The organism is Phyllobacterium sp. OV277, assembly GCF_900104355.1.
GTDB lineage: Bacteria > Pseudomonadota > Alphaproteobacteria > Rhizobiales > Rhizobiaceae > Phyllobacterium.
The window spans coordinates 693134-710229 of sequence record NZ_FNIY01000002.1 but is presented as its reverse complement, the minus strand read 5'-3'; the positions used below and the strand labels follow the sequence as shown (position 1 = coordinate 710229).

Genomic DNA, 17096 nt, shown 5'->3' with positions numbered 1-17096 from the left:
TGTTGTGCTGGGCGGTCTTGCGACCGTTGTTTCCGTTTCCGGCTGCTTTCACCTGCCATTTGCAACCCGCGCTTTGACCGGGAATGCAATGCCTTTTCTTGAGGCAGATGCTTGGTACCGCAGGCTTAATTCCGATCATTCAACCGTGCCTCGATCCAGCGCAGCCCCAGTGACAGGCTGATCGTCAGGATCAGATAGACATAGGCGACGACGGAATAGGTTTCGAAGAAACGGAATGATCCTGATGCATAGACCTTGCCCATTTGCGTGACATCAACAACGCCAAGCACGGATACAAGCGAAGAATCCTTCACCATCGAAATGAAGTCATTGCCATAGGGTGGCAGAATAGTGCGCAGCGCCTGCGGTATCACGATTAAACGGAACCGCTGGAACCGTTTCAGGCCAAGTGCCTTTGCCGCCTCGATCTGCCCCTTATCAACGGCCTGAATGCCTGCACGGAAGATTTCCGCCAGAAACGCCGCATAAGCGAGCGTCAGCGCGATGATTGCCCGCCACAACAAAGAAAAATCCCGCACCTGCAAAGGCTCAAACAGTCCGGCATTTTGCAGCGGATGGGTGATGAAATTCCAGAGCGCGACAATGGCAGGCGCGCCAACAAATGCGATGTAGAACAGAAGCACCAGCAAGGGTATGCCGCGGACAATCTCGACATAGAACCGCGCCGTCTGACGCAAGACGATGTGTTCGGAAAGGCTCATGACTGCGAGCAGAAGGCCGAGTCCCGATGCCAGACAGAAGGCAAGAAGCGATACCCAGATGGTAATCCAGATGCCTTGCGAGACTGTGGAAAAAACTTGCCCGTAAATATCACTGACGAGAATGGCTATGCCAAGCGCAATGGCGATTGCCACCGCAACGACCAGCCACCAGGGGAAGTCCTTTTTGACAAAAGGACTTCTGTTCTGTGAGGGAATCGACAACTATTGGCCAAGCTTGTAGTCGAGAAACCACTTCTTGTTCAGCGCATCAAAGGTACCGTCAGCCTTCATGGCAGCAATGGCTGCATTAACAGGGGCGACGAGATCAGAGCCCTTGGCAAAGATGAAGCCGAAATCTTCCGCGCCCAGCGGGCCGCCCACGAGCTTCAACTTGCCATCCGATGCATCCACATAGCCCTTGCCCGCCGTGCTGTCTGTCAGAACGACATCGACGTCACCGGTCTTGAGTGCCTGAATGGTCGCACCAAACGTCTCGAACAGCTTGATACGCGGGTTTTGCTCGTTACCATCAAGCAGATTATAGACGGCTACATAGAAATTGGTTGTGCCGGGCTGAGCCCCGACGAGACCATCCTTGATTTCTGCAAAGCCTTTTGCATCCGAGAAACGCTTTTCATCACTGCGAACCAGCATGAATTGCTCCGAACGCATATAGGGCTCGGAGAAATCCACCTTCTGCTTGCGCTCGTCATTGATGGTAATGCCTGTCATGCCGATCTGATACTGGTTATCGGCCACCGACTGGATCATCGCATCCCAGCTCGTGTTCAGATACTCCACCTTAAAATTCAATCGCTTGGCGATTTCATTCATGGCATCATATTCCCAGCCCACAGCCTTGCCGGTTTTTGGATCGATAAATTGCAAAGGCGGATAGGCATTTTCCGTAACAACGGCAACCTTCTTGCCGCCCAGATCGGGCAGTTGCGCAGCCAAAGCCGAAAACGGCACTGCGGCGAGCATTAGCCCCGCCAGAATAACGGATCGCAAATTCATGTCAGACCTCTAATATTGCGTTTTGATCAAGCGAAGCACAAATTTCACTTTGTAAAGGCCCCGTCAATCCCCTGAAGCGGCATGCAACTGCTTTATTTGCTATTGCGCAAGCATCATTTTTTCAACTGTAGAATGACAACTACGACGAATACCGAGTAAAAGAAAAAGGCGGCCCGAAGACCGCCTTTTCAAATTCAAAATAAACTGCGCTTATTCAGCAGCAGGTGCCTTGGCAACGGTTTCTTCCGTTACCTTTTCAGCTGTACCAGTGACTGGAACAGCAGTCTTACCCTTGCGGTTGTCTTTCTTCTCGGCAATGCGGGCTGCCTTACCGGTCAGGCCACGCAGGTAGTAAAGCTTCGCACGACGGACCTTACCGCGGCGGACCACTTCAACACCTTCAACCAGTGGTGAGAAAATCGGGAATACGCGTTCAACGCCTTCACCGTAGGAAATCTTGCGAACTGTGAAGTTCTCATTGATGCCTGCGCCATTGCGCGCAATGCAAACGCCTTCATAAGCCTGAACGCGGGTACGTGTACCTTCCGTCACGCGTACGTTAACGCGGACTGTATCACCTGGCTTGAAATCAGGCAGTGTGCGCTTTGCTTCGATCTTTGCTCTCTGTTCGAGATCGAGCTGACGAATAATATCGACGGTCATCGTCTTCATCCTTTTCTTTTCAAACAGTCAGAGCGCTCAACACTTGCCATGCAGCATCTTTGGCCGCATTTCTATGCCTCTAGTGAGGCAGGAGCGAATTCACCATCCATTGATTGTGGACTTGGGTTTTTCCCGAGTTGGCGGCCAGATACACCATAAAAGTCGCTTTGTCACCTCTGGCAGCGATTCTTTTTAACGCTGATTGGCCGCAGAGTCGAGGATGAGAGGTTTTTGCATGAAAACCCTTCGCGTTTCGTCGAGACCTCTTTCGATATGCTCTTGCCGGATTTGCAACAGCGCCGGGCTCAATGCCGCGTCAACAATATCGGTGAAGCCAAGCCTGCGGTAATAGGGTGCATTCCACGGAACATCCCGGAAGGTTGAAAGCAAAAGCCCTTGCCTGCCTTCTTTGCGGGCTCGTTCTTCCACCAGCCCGATCAGCGCCGCCCCGATGCGTTTTCCTGTATATTCCGGGTCAACGTCGATTTGTTCGATATAAAGCTGGTCATCGACCAAGCCAAAAATCACAAAGGCAATCGGCTTCGCATCAACGGCGACAAAAAGGCGATCTTGACCGATCCGCTCAAGCAAGACAGCATCGGGTGTTGGATCATCATTGGCGATCTCCACCATGCCGATATCAAGGAATCGCAACGCGGAAGCCCGTTCAATTGCTGCAATGGCGGGAATATCACCCACCGCACCGCTTCGAAACTGCATTGTGTTGGCTCCGCCTATTTGCGCGGCTTCTTCGCCTGCGGATAGCGATCCCAAAGGTCGGGGCGTCGCTCCTGCGTCAGCTTTTCAGCCTCCGCCTTGCGCCACTTCTCGATGGCTCCATGATTACCGGAGAGCAACACATCGGGGATACGCCGCCCTTCCCACTCCTGCGGTTTGGTATATTGCGGATGCTCCAGCAGACCAGTCTCAAAGCTCTCCGTCTCACCTGATTGCGCATTGCCCATTACGCCGGGAAGAAGTCGCACAATTGCATCAAGAACAACGATGGCCGCAGTCTCACCGCCTGACAGGATGTAATCGCCGATCGAAACTTCTTCAAACTGCCGTGCTTCGATCAACCGTTCATCAACGCCTTCGAACCGGCCGCACAAAATGACGGCACCCGGACCTGCGGCAAGCTCTCGCACCCGTTCCTGACTGAGCGGTTTGCCGCGTGGGCTCATGAACAGCCTTGGTCGCCCATCAGCCACTTGGTCTACGGCACGCGCGAGCACATCCGCTTTCATCACCATACCGGCACCACCGCCAGCGGGAGTGTCATCGACCATGCGGTGCTTGTCCGTCGCAAATTCGCGTATCTGCACTGTCTCAAGCGACCATGCTTTGTCGGCCAATGCCTTGCCTGCGAGGGATACGCCAAGTGGTCCCGGGAACATTTCCGGGTAGAGTGTCAAGACAGTGGCCCGGAAACCGGCATTGCCGCTCATGGACGCTCTTTCCCGCCATCGCCGCCAAGCTGCCTGCGCCGCTCTTCTTCCTCGTTCTCATCGGCGATCAGCCCAGCCGCAGCCGGATCAATAACAACCTGCCCTGCCTTTACGTCGATGGATGGGACAGCGGCTTGTGTAAACGGAACCAGCATCGGCCGGCGGCCCGGTATCGTCAGCTCGATGAGATCACCGCCACCGAAATTGAACATGGCCGAGACTTTGCCATAGGGTTTGCCTTCTCCGTCAACCGCATCAAGCCCAATGAGGTCCGCATGATAAAACTCGTCTTCGTCGAGTTCCTCAGGCAGCTGCGCGCGATCAATAAACAACATTGTTCCATTCAACGCTTCGGCCATTGTGCGGTCATTGACACCCCGGAACCGCACAACGACAACGGTATTGGCGGGGCGGATTGCCAATATCTCAAAGCTTCTGCCGGTCACATCATAAAGCAGGCCGTAATCAGCCAATGCCAAGGGATCACCGGTAAAAGTCTTTACCCGCACCTCACCGCGCGTTCCATGCGCTGCACCGATAATGGCGAGCTGCACGGGATCATTCAATTTTGCCATAGGCTTTTTCCATTCCTATCTTCTTCGTTGGAGGAATTACTCTGTCTTTGGCCAAACGCCAAGTGAGAAGGACAAGCGAAACGACTCCGTAAGGACTGCTGTGGCATTGTCAGGCGGAAATAGGGTTGAGGAGTATTGCCATGGTCGTGCAGCCACAGAGTGCCGAATTTCTTGTTTCGGCCCGGCCTGACCTGATTGCCGCGCGGGAAGAATGGCTGAAATCACTGAAAAATACCCGTCGTCTCGCAGCCAATACACTTGAGGCTTATGAGCGCGACACCCGTCAGTTTTTTCAGTTTCTCACTGGTCACCTCGCCGAGCCACCGTCGCTGAAAGACGTTGCGACCCTGCGTATTGCTGATCTGCGATCCTATCTGGCGCGCCGCCGCAATGATGGTGCCGGGGCACGCACACTTGGCCGTGGTCTGGCGGGCATCCGCTCCTTTTTGCGCTATCTGGAAAAGCAGGGCATGGCCAATGCGGCGGCTTCCATTGCCATGCGCGCGCCGAAGCAGCCCAAATCACTGCCAAAACCATTGACCACTGTTGATGCCCGGCGCGTGGTGGAGAAGGGCGAGCAGCTCAATGAGGAGCCATGGATCGCCGCGCGCAATGCAGCCGTCCTGACCCTGCTTTATGGTTGCGGATTGCGCATCTCCGAAGCGCTTAACCTTGACGGCAGTGCATTGCGCGACCCTTCGGCCCGCTCCATTCCCATCACAGGCAAGGGCAACAAGACGCGTATGGTGCCGCTTCTGCCCATTGTCCACAGGGCTGTAGAGGAATATCGCAAGCTGTGCCCTTACGAACTGGAAGAGGGAAAGCCGCTGTTCCGCGGCGCGCGCGGTGGTGAATTGCATCCAGCAATCATCCAGCGCGACATGCAGAAGATGCGCGGTGCGCTTGGCCTGCCCGACACGGCAACCCCGCATGCGCTGCGCCATTCCTTCGCCACTCATTTGCTTGGACGCGGCGGTGATCTGCGCACGATTCAGGAACTGCTCGGCCATGCGAGCCTCTCCACAACACAGGTCTATACCGGCGTTGATACGGAGCGGCTGATGGAAATCTATGACAAGGCACATCCCCGCGCCTGAAGACCGACAATATCTGTGTTACAAACAATTTGCAGAATGGTTTTAACGCCTTTTTGCCAAACCAACCGTATGAACAGACCATGACCCATACCGGCCCAACCATTTCTCTTGATCGTATAGCCGACGGCGCCCTGCGTCTTCTGGCTTTCTTGAGCTGGCTTTTGCTCGCCTCTTTCCTGATTGTTGCGTTCACCGCAACCCATGCGCGTGCCGAAGACATATCCTGCGGCGGGCATGACCTCATCGCTGAAATGGCCAAGTCCGATCCTGAAAAACTTGCGGCCTTGCGAAAGGAAGCGGAAGCCACGGAGAACGGCAAAAGCATTCTGTGGAAGATCGAAAAGCCCGGAACGAAACCTTCATGGCTTTTTGGCACCATGCATCTGACCGATCCGCGTGTATTGAAGCTTTCCGATACAGCCCAGAATGCCTATCAAGGCGCAGGAACGGTTGTGATCGAGACAGATGAAGTCCTTGATCCAAAAGCGCCGTTGAAGGTCATGGCGCAGGATCCGGGACTGATGATGTTTACCGATGACAATACATTGGAAAAGCTCATACCAGCCGACAAGCTTGAGGACGTGAAAACGGGACTTGCTGCGCGAGGCCTGTCATTGGCGGCGCTTAACAAAATGCAGCCCTGGATCATCACCAGCATGCTTGCCATGTCTCCCTGCGAGCTTGAACGTGGCAAAAGCGGTCAGGCCTTTCTCGATATCAAGCTTGCCCGGGATGCCAAGACGCAGGGCAAGGAAATTGCCGGGCTTGAAACCATCAAGGATCAGCTCAGCGCCATGGCATCCTTGCCGCTGAAATTCCATGTCGATGGTCTGATCGAGACGCTTAATCTGGCATCAAAGCTGCCTGACATGTTCGAAACCATGGTGGTGCTCTATACCCATGGCGATACGGCCCTGATCTTTCCCTTCATGCGTTCCCTTTCTCCGGATGGTACGGCGACCGGTGAGAACTACGCGGCTTTCGAAGAGAAGATGGTTGATGCCCGCAACCGGGTCATGGTGGAGCGCGCTATCCCCATTATCGACAAAGGAAATGTCTTTATAGCTGTTGGTGCCCTGCATCTTCCTGGGAAAAACGGGCTTGTGACACTCTTCCGCGCCAAGGGATACACAGTTACGGCGCAATAATTATCGCTCTCGGCAATCGGATGGTTTTGAATGATATATCCCACAGACATCGCAGCCTCCGCGTAATATGGGAACTTACAACGCGATGAACCGTTATCCTTCCTGAACGCAAGAGCATTACGGAGGACGTGAGATGACCTATGACCCCAACTTGCAACGTCCCGTGGACGCGCAGACAGATCCTGAACCAAGAGTGGTTCAGAGAAGCGGAGGCGGGAGCGGATTCCTTATTGCAGGTATATTGATCGCTGCTTTGGTTATCGGCGGTTATTATTATCTGAATAGCAGCACGACAATGGATGCTCCGGCACCGCCAGCACCGACAACGCGGGCCCCTGCGCCTGCAACAGCTGAGCCACCGGCATCCACAGCACCAGCAACGCCTGCCCCGGCTCAGCCGGCTCCGGCTCCAACCACACCGGCTCCTAGCAACAATTAATGCCGGATGGGTAGTGAAACTAAAAGGCCCGGTATTCCGGGCCTTTTCTTATTCGTCTGGAGACCGGATCACATATGGATCGGCTTGGCAAAGGTCGCGAGAGCCGCTTCGCGCACTGCTTCCGACATGGTTGGATGTGCGTGCGTTGTGCGAGCCAGATCTTCCGATGAGCCGCCAAATTCCATCAATACAGTCGCTTCATGGATCATCTCGCCAGCGCCAAAACCGACGATGTGAACACCGAGCACACGATCAGTCGCCTTATCCGCAAGGATTTTAACGAAGCCGTCTGTGTGCAGCATGGCGCGGGCACGGCCATTGGCTGTGAACGGGAATTTACCCGCCTTGTAATCAATACCGGCTGCTTTCAGCTCTTCTTCCGTCTTGCCGACTGAGGCCACTTCCGGCTGCGTGTAGACGACGCTCGGAATGGCATCGAAATTCACATGACCGGCCTGACCGGCCAGAATTTCCGCAACAGCGATACCTTCATCTTCAGCTTTATGCGCCAGCATAGGCCCTTGAACCACGTCGCCAATGGCATAAATACCAGCCACATTGGTCTGCCAATGATCATTGATGGCAACGCGCCCACGATTATCAACCTCAACACCGGCTTCCTTCAGGCCAAGACCGTCCGTATAGGGGCGGCGGCCCGTTGAAACGAGTACCGCATCAGCCGTAACGCTCTGGGCCTCACCGCCCTTGACTGGCTCAAATGTAACCTTGGCGCCCTTGCCGGATTTTTCAACGCCGGTCACTTTGGCACTCATTTTAAACTCGATGCCCTGCTTCTCCAGCATACGCTGGAACTGGCGTGATACTTCGCCATCCATCGGCCCGAGAATTTTGTCGAGGAATTCAACAACCGTTACCTTGGCGCCAAGACGCGCCCAGACCGAACCCAGTTCGAGGCCGATAACACCGCCACCAACAACCACAAGCGTTTCCGGAACCTTGGTAAACTCCAGCGCGCCGGTCGAGGAAACAATGACCTTTTCATCAAATTCGACATTCACACCAGGAATACCGGCAACGTCGGAACCGGTGGCGATGACAATGTTCTTTGTCTCGATTTCCTGTACCTTGCCATCATCGCCGGTCACGGAAACCTTGCCCGCAGCCACGACCTTGCCGGTGCCCTTGAACGTATCGATCTTGTTTTTCTTGAACAGGAAGGCCACGCCATTGACGTTGGATTCAACCGTTGCATCCTTGTGTGCAAGCATCGCTTTCAGATTGAGCTTTGGTGTACCAACGTCCACACCCAGCGTCGCATGCGAATGACCTGCTTCATGGAACACTTCCGAAGCGTGCAGCAGTGCCTTGGAGGGAATGCAACCGATGTTGAGGCAGGTGCCGCCAAACGTATCGCGCTTTTCAATCACCGCGGTCTTCAGGCCAAGCTGCGCAGCCTTGATCGCGCAGACATAACCGCCCGGACCTGTTCCGATGATGACGACGTCATATGACATGATTAAATCCTTCTTCTGTGACGCAACTCGAAACTACTGTTCGGGCACGCATTCTTTGAAACGGAAGACTTCCCATGGAAAAGTCTCAAGGGGTTTTTCGAGTTTGAAATTGAAACTGCTCATCGCGCCGGAAAAATCCGGCAGGAGCAGTGCCTGTGCGGAAGGCTCCTTGGCCGTTGGCAGAAGTTCGGCGTCAGCGCCCTCCTTCAAGGCATAGACAACACCTTTCCAGACAGTGCATCGCTGCAACTCGTCGCCGGTTACGTCACCCGCCGGGCACTTGTACATGACAGTGGCATTGGGTCTGCCCCCATCCTTGTCCCACATGACAACACCATCAAGCTTGAGATCGCTGTCATTCATCCGGATTGTGAATTCATTCGCCGTGACTGCCGGTCCGTCATCCGGGGCGCTTTTGAACGTCAGCGTAAAATCATCGTCCCTATCCGTATAGACGGCATGATCCTGCAGGCACGCGGCAAAAGCCGGTTGCGACACCAGCACACCGAACACCGCAAGAACGGCAGCGCATTTTCCCAGACGATGGCGAGAGGACAAGATCATCAGTACTCTAGCTCGCCTGCTGGGTTGCGAGCTTGATTCCAAGCCCGATGAAGACAAGCCCGGTCACACGGTTGAACCAGCGGCCCCAAGATACAAACCGGTCGCGCACGGATTGCATGGTAAAGAACGTTGAAACCGCGACAAACCAGGCGATCAGCGCTATCGCCATGAACAGGCCATAGGTTGCCTGCACCAGCGCTGGCGTTTCATGGCTGACGAGAGCCGAAAACAACGACAGGAAGAACAAAACAGGCTTTGGGTTGAGCGCATTGGTGACAAAGCCCATCAGGAAACAACGCCAATCGGAGATATTCTTGTCCTTTTCACCCGCGACAATGGCAGGCGCTTCCATTCCGGGCGCACGTAGTGCCTTGACGCCGAGATAGAAGAGATAGGCCGCACCGGCCCATTTCAACATGCCGAACAGGAACAGAGATTTCGACACCAGCAGGCCAAGGCCGAGAATGGTGTAGCTGATATGAAAGAGCAATGAAGCGCCGATGCCAAAACTGGTCATGATGGCGCTACGACGGCCATGCACGATGCTCTGGCGTACAACAATGGCAAAGTCGGCACCCGGCGAAACGATCATGATCGAGAAGACCGCCATGAGGCCGAGAAACTCATACATGTAATGCGACATGCTTATTATTCTCCCGCAGCCTCAAGGGCGGCATTAAAAGCCCAGACATGACCGAAAGGGTCACGAATACGGCCATAACGGGCATTCCAGAACGTATCTTCAACCGGCATGATCAGGGTCGCGCCTGCCTTGACTGCCCGGTCCACCGCTGCATCAACAGCGGCTGGCTTGGATAGGTTGACATTGAGCGCAACGCTGGCTCCGCCACGGGTGAGTGGTGACATCACATCGTTCTCACCACCCTGATTCCTATACTCAGGAAACTCGTCATGCAGCATGAACGAACCACCGAAGAGATGAATATTGGCGTGCATGACGCGTTTGCCATCTTCGGCCAACTGCGTGAACGTGTTTTCAGCACCAAAGGCCTTTTCGTAAAAGGCGATCGCTTCAAGGCCGCCTTTGACGCAGATATGAGGTTCAAGGGGTGGGAAGTTCGGTCCAAAAGCCATTTGCGTTGCCTTTCATCTCATGCCGTTCTTCCGAAGACCGGCAAAACATGGATACCAGACGTATCGACCGCAGAGGCACCGGCCTTGTGATCGGGTAGCGAAATTAACTCAACCTGATCCGATTCACCACACCACAAAGTGCAGCCCCGTTCCTTTGATGGAACAGGGCCAACGATTGCTGTCCTTAGAGATCGAGAACCAGACGTTCCGGATCTTCCAGGCTTTCCTTGACACGGACGAGGAAGGTCACGGCTTCCTTGCCGTCAACGATGCGGTGGTCATAGCTCAGGGCAAGATACATCATCGGGCGGATGACGATCTGGCCGCCGACAACAACTGGACGGTCCTGAATCTTGTGCATGCCGAGAATGCCCGACTGCGGTGCATTGAGGATCGGCGAGGACATCAGCGAGCCATAAACGCCACCATTGGAGATGGTGAATGTACCGCCCTGCATGTCAGCCATGGAAAGCGCGCCATCGCGGGCTGCCTTGCCGAGACGGCCAATGTCCTTCTCGATTTCGGCAATCGACATCTGATCAGCATTGCGCACAACCGGAACAACCAGACCTTTATCCGTACCGACAGCAACGCCAACATGGGCAAAGTTCTTGTAGATGATGTCAGTGCCGTCGATTTCCGCATTAACCGCAGGAATTTCCTTCAGCGCATGGGTCACAGCCTTGGTGAAGAAGCCCATGAAGCCGAGTTTGACGCCGTGCTTCTTCTCAAAAATTTCCTTGTAGCGGTTACGCAGATCCATCACCGCCGACATGTCCACTTCGTTGTAAGTGGTCAGCATCGCTGCAGTGCTCTGCGCATCCTTGAGGCGGCGCGCAATGGTCTGGCGCAGGCGGGTCATCTTCACCCGCTCTTCGCGTGACGCATCATCCGCCGAAGAGGCCGGACGGGCGGCCTGCGGTGCAGGAGCGGCGGCTGGCTGTGCAGCGATACCCTTGGCAACGGCATCGAGCACATCACCCTTGAGCACCTGACCACGCTTGCCGGAACCATCGACCTGCGAAACGGAAACACCCTTTTCAGCCAGCAGCTTGGAAGCCGCCGGGGAAGCAGGCATTTCGCTTTCCTTGCGCGCGGTTACTGGTGTGTTGCCTGCAACTTCGCCGGCCTTTGCTTCAGCTTCAGCGACCGAAGATGCGCCGGCTGCGCCTGATGCCTGTGCAACGGCTTCCGGCTTGGCTTCTTCCTTCTTGGCAGCCGGGGCAGCACCAGCTGCACCGATCATCCCGAGCAAGGCACCAACCTCGACCGTATCGCCTTCCTTGGCGGTGATTTCTTCAAGAACACCGGCAGCGGCAGCCGGAACTTCAAGTGTTACCTTGTCGGTCTCGAGTTCTACCAGCGGCTCGTCGGCAACAATTGCCTCGCCGACTTTCTTGAACCATTTGCCAATGGTCGCTTCGGAAACGGATTCGCCCAGCGTTGGGACGCGAATTTCGGTTGCCATGATCTTGCTCTTCCGTTGATCGTCAGATGACTTCTGTTTGTTGTGGTTTAGGAGCCGAGGGCATCTTCAAGGAATGCTTCGAGCTGTGCAAGGTGTTTGGACATGAGGCCTGTTGCTGTTGATGCAGCGGCAGGACGTCCAGTATAACGAACGCGCTGATGCTTGGCATCGATATGCGCCAGAACCCATTCCAGATAAGGATCGATAAAGGCCCAGGCGCCCATGTTCTTGGGCTCTTCCTGACACCAGACCATTTCCGCATTGCGGAAGCGGGACAGCTCAGTGATCAGCGCCTTGGCCGGGAAAGGATAAAGCTGTTCGACACGCAGCAGATAGACATCGTCAATACCACGCTTCTCGCGCTCTTCATAAAGGTCGTAATAGACCTTGCCCGAGCACAGGACGACCCGCCGAATCTTCGAGTCCTTCTGCAGCTTGATGACCTGATCCTTCAGGAGCTGCGCATCATCCCACAGCAGACGGTGGAACGAGGAATCGCCTGTGAAGTCGCTGATCGAGGACACGGCACGCTTATGACGCAGCAGTGATTTCGGTGTCATCAGGATGAGCGGCTTGCGGAAGTCGCGTTTCATCTGGCGGCGCAGGATATGGAAGTAATTGGCAGGTGTGGTGCAGTTTGCCACCTGCATATTGTCTTCCGCACAAAGCTGCAGATAGCGTTCCAGACGGGCCGAAGAATGCTCCGGACCCTGACCTTCATAACCATGCGGCAGCAGGCAGACGAGACCTGACATACGCAGCCACTTGCGTTCGCCCGACGAGATAAACTGGTCGAACACAACCTGCGCACCGTTGGCGAAATCGCCGAACTGGGCTTCCCACAATGTCAACGCACGTGGATCCGATAGCGAATAGCCATACTCAAAACCAAGCACAGCCTCTTCCGAAAGCATCGAGTTGATGACTTCGTAGATCGCCTGACCTTTTTGCAGGTTGTTGAGCGGAATGTAACGCTGTTCGGTTTCCTGATCGTAGAGAACCGAATGACGCTGGCTGAATGTACCGCGCTCGACATCCTGACCCGACAGACGGATTGGATGACCTTCGATAGCCAGCGAGCCGAAAGCCAGAGCCTCAGCCATGGCCCAATCGAAACCTTCACCGGTTTCGACCATCTTGGCACGGTTATCCTGAAAGCGCTGGATCGTCCGGTGTACATTGAAACCAGCTGGAACTTCGGCAAGCTTCTTGCCGATTTCCTTGACTGTCTTCAACGGAAGCCCTGTTTTGCCGCGGCGCTGTTCGTCCGCATTATCAGCCGTACGCAGACCACTCCACGCACCATCCAGCCAATCGGCCTTGTTGGGCTTGTAGTGTTGGCCGGCTTCAAACTCCTGTTCGAGGTTTTCGCGCCACGCGGCACGCATCTTCTCGACATCAGCTTCAGCAAGCAGACCCTGCTCGATCAGCTTGGCAGAGTAGAGCTGAACCGTTGTCTTCTGGCCACGAATGGTCTTGTACATCAGCGGCTGTGTGAATGCAGGCTCGTCGCCTTCATTGTGACCGAAGCGGCGATAGCAGAACATGTCGATGACAACCGGCTTGTGGAATGTCATGCGGTATTCGGTGGCAATCTTCGCCACATACACAACCGCTTCCGGATCGTCGCCATTGACGTGGAAAATCGGTGCCTCAATCATCTTGGCCACATCGGATGGATAAGGCGAAGAACGCGACAGGCGCGGATTGGTGGTGAAACCAATCTGGTTGTTGATGATGAAATGCACCGTACCGCCAACGCGGTGACCGCGCAGGCCGGAAAGGCCAAGACATTCCGCAACCACACCCTGACCGGCAAATGAGGCATCGCCATGCAGCAGCAGCGGCATGATCTTGGCGCGCTCCGACAGCGGAACCATATCGTCGCGGTCACGACCGGCCAGCAGATCCTGCTTGGCGCGGGCCTTGCCCATGACAACCGGATTGACGATTTCCAGATGCGACGGGTTGGCCGTCAGCGACAGATGGACCTTGTTGCCATCGAACTCACGGTCCGATGACGCACCCAGATGGTACTTCACGTCACCGGAACCTTCGACATCATCAGGCGCGTAGGAGCCGCCCTTGAATTCGTGGAAGATCGCGCGGTGTGGCTTGCGCATGAACTGGCTGAGCACGTTGAGACGGCCGCGGTGCGCCATGCCAAGGACGATTTCCTTCAGGCCCATCGAGCCGCCGCGCTTGACGATCTGCTCCAGTGCCGGGATGAGGGACTCACCACCATCAAGACCGAAACGCTTCGTGCCCTTATACTTGACATCGATGAACTGCTCGAAACCTTCAGCCTCGATCAGCTTCGACAGAATGGCCTTCTTACCCTCAGCGGTGAAGGCAACGCCCTTGTCCGGGCCTTCGATGCGTTCCTGAATCCACGACTTTTCCACCGGATCGGAAATGTGCATGAACTCGACGCCGATGGTCGAGCAATAGGTACGCTGCAGAATGTCGAGCATCTGCGGGATGGTCGCGTATTCGAGACCCAGCACATTGTCGATGAAGATCTTGCGGTCATAGTCTGCGGGCGAGAAGCCGTAGCTCTCGGGCGACAGCTCGTTATAATCTTCCTTCACCTCGGCGAGGCCAAGCGGATCGAGCTTGGCATGCAGGTGACCACGCATACGGTAGGCGCGGATCATCATGATGGCGCGTACGGAATCGCGGGCCGCGTGGATAATGTCCGCCGTGGCTGTGGCAGCCGATACTGCCGCACCGTTTGCTGCGCCATTGGTGGATTTGGCCTTCAGCTTGTCAGTGATGTGTTTTTCAACTTCACCCCAATTGCCGTCGAGCGCGGAGACGAGTTCACCATTGCCAGCGATCGGCCAGTTTGGCTTTTCCCAGGATGCGCCCTGAGCGTTCTTGATGACATCGGCTTTGGTGTCGTTGAGATTGGCAAAGAATTCCTGCCATTCGGGACCAACCGATGCCGGGTCCTTCTCATACTGCGCATGCAGTTCCTCGATATAATGGGCATTGCCACCATAGAGAAATGATGTGAGCGCGAAAATGTCGTTGGCCTGTTCTTGACGTGCCATGTGTGTTGACCGGAGCACCCGCTCCGTCTCCCTTGATGAGAGCGTCCAGGATCATCGCGACCCAAGAACACTCTGGGTTGAGGTTTCCGGCCCTTGCCGGGAAATCCCCGTGGATTTGAACGGGGCGAAGAGCCGCCCCGATCTGTCTTGGTCTGCAATCCGGGCAGAAATCTGCCCAACTGCGGTTTTAGCCCTTGAGGACTTCAACCAATGTCTTGCCGAGCTGCGCCGGTGAAGGCGAAACGCGGATACCTGCAGCTTCCATGGCAGCGATCTTGTCTTCTGCGCCACCCTTGCCGCCCGAAATAACAGCGCCGGCATGGCCCATAGTGCGTCCGGGAGGAGCCGTACGTCCGGCGATGAAACCGGCCATTGGCTTCTTGCGTCCGCGCTTGGCTTCGTCGGCAATAAACTGTGCTGCGTCTTCTTCAGCCGAGCCGCCGATTTCGCCGATCATGATGATGGACTTTGTTGCTTCATCAGCCAGGAACATCTCAAGTATGTCGATGAATTCGGTACCCTTTACAGGATCACCGCCAATACCGACTGCCGTTGTCTGGCCAAGGCCTTCATTCGTTGTCTGGAACACTGCTTCATAGGTAAGTGTGCCGGAGCGGGATACAACACCCACCGAACCCTTCTGGAAGATATTGCCCGGCATAATGCCGATCTTGCATTCTTCAGGGGTCAGGACGCCGGGGCAGTTCGGGCCGATCAGGCGCGAAGTCGAACGGTCGAGGCGAGCCTTGACGCGAACCATGTCGATAACCGGAATGCCTTCGGTGATGCAGATGATCAGCGGGATTTCCGCCTCGATTGCTTCAAGAATGGCTTCGGCAGCGCCTGCTGGCGGCACATAGATCACCGAGGCGTTGGCGCCGGTGCGATCCTTGCCTTCGGCAACCGATGCGAAGATCGGTAACTGGGCGCCAGCACCGGTCGGCAACTTGCCCTCCCAGGTCTCGCCGCCCTTTTTCGGGTGGATACCACCAACCATCTGGGTACCGTAATAGGCCAGAGCCTGTTCGGTGTGGAATGTGCCGGTCTTGCCGGTCAGGCCCTGAACGAGAACCTTGGTGTCTTTGTTAACAAGAATAGACATGCCTTAGTTTCCCTTCACGGCCTTGACGATTTTCTGAGCCGCGTCATCGAGATCATCGGCGGAAACGACGTTGAGGCCGCTTTCATTGATGATCTTCTTGCCGAGCTCGGCATTGGTGCCTTCAAGGCGGACAACCAGCGGAACCTTGAGGCCCACTTCCTTGACCGCAGCGATCACACCTTCAGCAATCACATCACACTTCATGATGCCGCCGAAAATGTTGATCAGGATGCCTTCAACAGCCGGATCGGCAGTGATGATCTTGAACGCAGCCGTCACCTTCTCCTTGTTGGCGCCGCCGCCAACGTCGAGGAAGTTTGCTGGCTCCGCACCATAGAGCTTGATGATATCCATCGTTGCCATGGCAAGACCGGCACCATTGACCATGCAGCCAATATTGCCGTCGAGGGCGACATAGGCGAGATCATACTTGGACGCTTCGATTTCCTTGGCGTCTTCTTCCGTGGTGTCACGCAGTTCAACCACATCAGGATGACGGAACAGCGCGTTGCCATCGAAGGAGACCTTGGCATCGAGAACGCGCAGACGGCCATTGGTCATGACGATCAGCGGGTTGACCTCGAGCAGGCTCATGTCTTTCTCGGTGAAGGCCTTGTAGAGGATCGGGAACAGCGTTTCGCCGTCCGTGCGCGCTTCGCCGGTCAGGCCATAAGCATCGCTGATCTTCGTTATATCATCCGCTGTCACGCCCTTTTCCGGATCGATCGCCACGGTGATGATCTTTTCCGGCGTGTCATGGGCTACAGCTTCGATGTCCATGCCGCCTTCCGTGGAAACCACGAAAGCCGGACGGCCAACCGTACGATCAACGAGAATCGACAGATAAAGCTCGCGGTCAATGTCCGCACCATCTTCGATGTAGAGGCGATTGACCTGCTTGCCAGCGGGACCAGTCTGCTTGGTTACAAGCGTATTGCCTAGCATTTCCTTGGCATTGGCAACAACTTCCTCGACCGACTTCGAAAGGCGAACACCGCCCTTTGCGTCAGGACCGAGTTCCTTGAATTTACCCTTGCCACGACCGCCCGCATGAATCTGGCTCTTGACCACATAAAGCGGACCGGGCAGCGTCTTTGCCCACTCTTCCGCCTGTTCGACGGAATAGACGGCAACGCCATTGGCAATCGGCGCACCGAAGGAGTGGAGCAGGCGCTTGGCCTGATATTCGTGAATATTCATCAGTTAACTTCCTCTACGAAAAATCCG

The 17096-nt window shown here is 55.4% G+C and carries 16 protein-coding genes; 2 read left to right on the top strand and 14 right to left on the bottom strand.

Features of this window, described 5'->3' with window-relative positions; all coding sequences use genetic code 11:
- Positions 1 to 125: 125 nt before the first annotated feature.
- The 6 genes from BLU05_RS09440 to rimM all read right to left on the bottom strand — a co-directional run bounded on the left by BLU05_RS09440 (position 126) and on the right by rimM (position 4425).
- Positions 126 to 875 carry an amino acid ABC transporter permease gene (locus BLU05_RS09440; protein WP_244518241.1) on the bottom strand — a complete coding sequence of 250 codons (750 nt, stop codon included), beginning with the start codon at positions 873 to 875 and terminating at the stop codon, positions 126 to 128.
- A 69-nt stretch (positions 876 to 944) separates the two neighbouring features.
- The gene (locus BLU05_RS09435; RefSeq protein WP_091879476.1) at positions 945 to 1739 is read right to left on the bottom strand and encodes a basic amino acid ABC transporter substrate-binding protein; all 795 of its coding nucleotides are present in this window, start codon (positions 1737 to 1739) and stop codon (positions 945 to 947) included.
- Positions 1740 to 1949: 210 nt separating this feature from the next.
- Positions 1950 to 2402: a 50S ribosomal protein L19 gene (rplS, locus tag BLU05_RS09430; RefSeq protein ID WP_091880211.1), complete on the bottom strand. Its 453-nt coding sequence runs from the start codon at positions 2400 to 2402 to the stop codon at positions 1950 to 1952.
- Positions 2403 to 2594: 192 nt separating this feature from the next.
- Positions 2595 to 3122, bottom strand: coding sequence for a GNAT family N-acetyltransferase (locus tag BLU05_RS09425; protein ID WP_210184600.1), 528 nt, complete (start codon positions 3120 to 3122; stop codon positions 2595 to 2597).
- Positions 3123 to 3136: 14 nt separating this feature from the next.
- A complete protein-coding gene (gene trmD / locus BLU05_RS09420) occupies positions 3137 to 3850 on the bottom strand; it encodes a tRNA (guanosine(37)-N1)-methyltransferase TrmD (protein WP_091879475.1) in 714 nt (237 codons plus the stop codon).
- Complete coding sequence (gene rimM / locus BLU05_RS09415) at positions 3847 to 4425, bottom strand: ribosome maturation factor RimM (RefSeq protein WP_091879474.1); 579 nt, start codon at positions 4423 to 4425, stop codon at positions 3847 to 3849. Before rimM ends, trmD begins: the two co-directional genes overlap by 4 nt.
- Before the next feature lie 140 nt (positions 4426 to 4565).
- On the opposite strand from rimM, the gene BLU05_RS09410 reads away from it, so the two are divergent.
- Together BLU05_RS09410 and BLU05_RS09405 are read left to right on the top strand one after the other, a co-directional pair.
- The gene (locus tag BLU05_RS09410) at positions 4566 to 5522 is read left to right on the top strand and encodes a tyrosine recombinase XerC (RefSeq protein ID WP_091879472.1); all 957 of its coding nucleotides are present in this window, start codon (positions 4566 to 4568) and stop codon (positions 5520 to 5522) included.
- Positions 5523 to 5602: 80 nt separating this feature from the next.
- Positions 5603 to 6670, top strand: a complete 1068-nt coding sequence (locus BLU05_RS09405) for a TraB/GumN family protein (protein WP_091879470.1) — start codon at positions 5603 to 5605, stop codon at positions 6668 to 6670.
- Positions 6671 to 7177: 507 nt separating this feature from the next.
- Here BLU05_RS09405 and lpdA read toward each other — a convergent pair.
- The 8 genes from lpdA to sucC form a co-directional block, all read right to left on the bottom strand.
- Positions 7178 to 8584 carry a dihydrolipoyl dehydrogenase gene (lpdA, locus tag BLU05_RS09395; protein ID WP_091879469.1) on the bottom strand — a complete coding sequence of 469 codons (1407 nt, stop codon included), beginning with the start codon at positions 8582 to 8584 and terminating at the stop codon, positions 7178 to 7180.
- 33 nt (positions 8585 to 8617) lie between these two features.
- Complete coding sequence (locus BLU05_RS09390; protein WP_091879467.1) at positions 8618 to 9148, bottom strand: hypothetical protein; 531 nt, start codon at positions 9146 to 9148, stop codon at positions 8618 to 8620.
- A gap of 7 nt (positions 9149 to 9155) precedes the next feature.
- Positions 9156 to 9791: a LysE family translocator gene (locus BLU05_RS09385; protein ID WP_091879466.1), complete on the bottom strand. Its 636-nt coding sequence runs from the start codon at positions 9789 to 9791 to the stop codon at positions 9156 to 9158.
- 5 nt (positions 9792 to 9796) lie between these two features.
- Complete coding sequence (locus tag BLU05_RS09380; protein WP_091879464.1) at positions 9797 to 10243, bottom strand: VOC family protein; 447 nt, start codon at positions 10241 to 10243, stop codon at positions 9797 to 9799.
- A gap of 184 nt (positions 10244 to 10427) precedes the next feature.
- Positions 10428 to 11711: a 2-oxoglutarate dehydrogenase complex dihydrolipoyllysine-residue succinyltransferase gene (gene odhB / locus BLU05_RS09375; RefSeq protein WP_091879463.1), complete on the bottom strand. Its 1284-nt coding sequence runs from the start codon at positions 11709 to 11711 to the stop codon at positions 10428 to 10430.
- A gap of 47 nt (positions 11712 to 11758) precedes the next feature.
- The gene (locus BLU05_RS09370; RefSeq protein ID WP_091879461.1) at positions 11759 to 14767 is read right to left on the bottom strand and encodes a 2-oxoglutarate dehydrogenase E1 component; all 3009 of its coding nucleotides are present in this window, start codon (positions 14765 to 14767) and stop codon (positions 11759 to 11761) included.
- A 187-nt stretch (positions 14768 to 14954) separates the two neighbouring features.
- The gene (sucD, locus tag BLU05_RS09365; protein ID WP_091879459.1) at positions 14955 to 15869 is read right to left on the bottom strand and encodes a succinate--CoA ligase subunit alpha; all 915 of its coding nucleotides are present in this window, start codon (positions 15867 to 15869) and stop codon (positions 14955 to 14957) included.
- 3 nt (positions 15870 to 15872) lie between these two features.
- Positions 15873 to 17069, bottom strand: a complete 1197-nt coding sequence (gene sucC, locus BLU05_RS09360) for an ADP-forming succinate--CoA ligase subunit beta (RefSeq protein ID WP_091879458.1) — start codon at positions 17067 to 17069, stop codon at positions 15873 to 15875.
- Positions 17070 to 17096: the final 27 nt, after the last annotated feature.

Excerpts from the sequence above, each read along its gene's own strand:
- sucD (WP_091879459.1), bottom strand. The coding sequence starts at position 15,869 with ATGTCTATTCTTGTTAACAAAGACACCAAGGTTCTCGTTCAGGGCCTG.
- BLU05_RS09410 (WP_091879472.1), top strand. The coding sequence starts at position 4,566 with ATGGTCGTGCAGCCACAGAGTGCCGAATTTCTTGTTTCGGCCCGGCCT.
- rplS (WP_091880211.1), bottom strand. The coding sequence starts at position 2,402 with ATGACCGTCGATATTATTCGTCAGCTCGATCTCGAACAGAGAGCAAAG.
- BLU05_RS09380 (WP_091879464.1), bottom strand. The coding sequence starts at position 10,243 with ATGGCTTTTGGACCGAACTTCCCACCCCTTGAACCTCATATCTGCGTC.
- rimM (WP_091879474.1), bottom strand. The coding sequence starts at position 4,425 with ATGGCAAAATTGAATGATCCCGTGCAGCTCGCCATTATCGGTGCAGCG.
- odhB (WP_091879463.1), bottom strand. The coding sequence starts at position 11,711 with ATGGCAACCGAAATTCGCGTCCCAACGCTGGGCGAATCCGTTTCCGAA.
- lpdA (WP_091879469.1), bottom strand. The coding sequence starts at position 8,584 with ATGTCATATGACGTCGTCATCATCGGAACAGGTCCGGGCGGTTATGTC.
- BLU05_RS09425 (WP_210184600.1), bottom strand. The coding sequence starts at position 3,122 with ATGCAGTTTCGAAGCGGTGCGGTGGGTGATATTCCCGCCATTGCAGCA.
- trmD (WP_091879475.1), bottom strand. The coding sequence starts at position 3,850 with ATGAGCGGCAATGCCGGTTTCCGGGCCACTGTCTTGACACTCTACCCG.
- BLU05_RS09435 (WP_091879476.1), bottom strand. The coding sequence starts at position 1,739 with ATGAATTTGCGATCCGTTATTCTGGCGGGGCTAATGCTCGCCGCAGTG.
- BLU05_RS09370 (WP_091879461.1), bottom strand. The coding sequence starts at position 14,767 with ATGGCACGTCAAGAACAGGCCAACGACATTTTCGCGCTCACATCATTT.
- BLU05_RS09390 (WP_091879467.1), bottom strand. The coding sequence starts at position 9,148 with ATGATCTTGTCCTCTCGCCATCGTCTGGGAAAATGCGCTGCCGTTCTT.
- sucC (WP_091879458.1), bottom strand. The coding sequence starts at position 17,069 with ATGAATATTCACGAATATCAGGCCAAGCGCCTGCTCCACTCCTTCGGT.
- BLU05_RS09385 (WP_091879466.1), bottom strand. The coding sequence starts at position 9,791 with ATGTCGCATTACATGTATGAGTTTCTCGGCCTCATGGCGGTCTTCTCG.
- BLU05_RS09405 (WP_091879470.1), top strand. The coding sequence starts at position 5,603 with ATGACCCATACCGGCCCAACCATTTCTCTTGATCGTATAGCCGACGGC.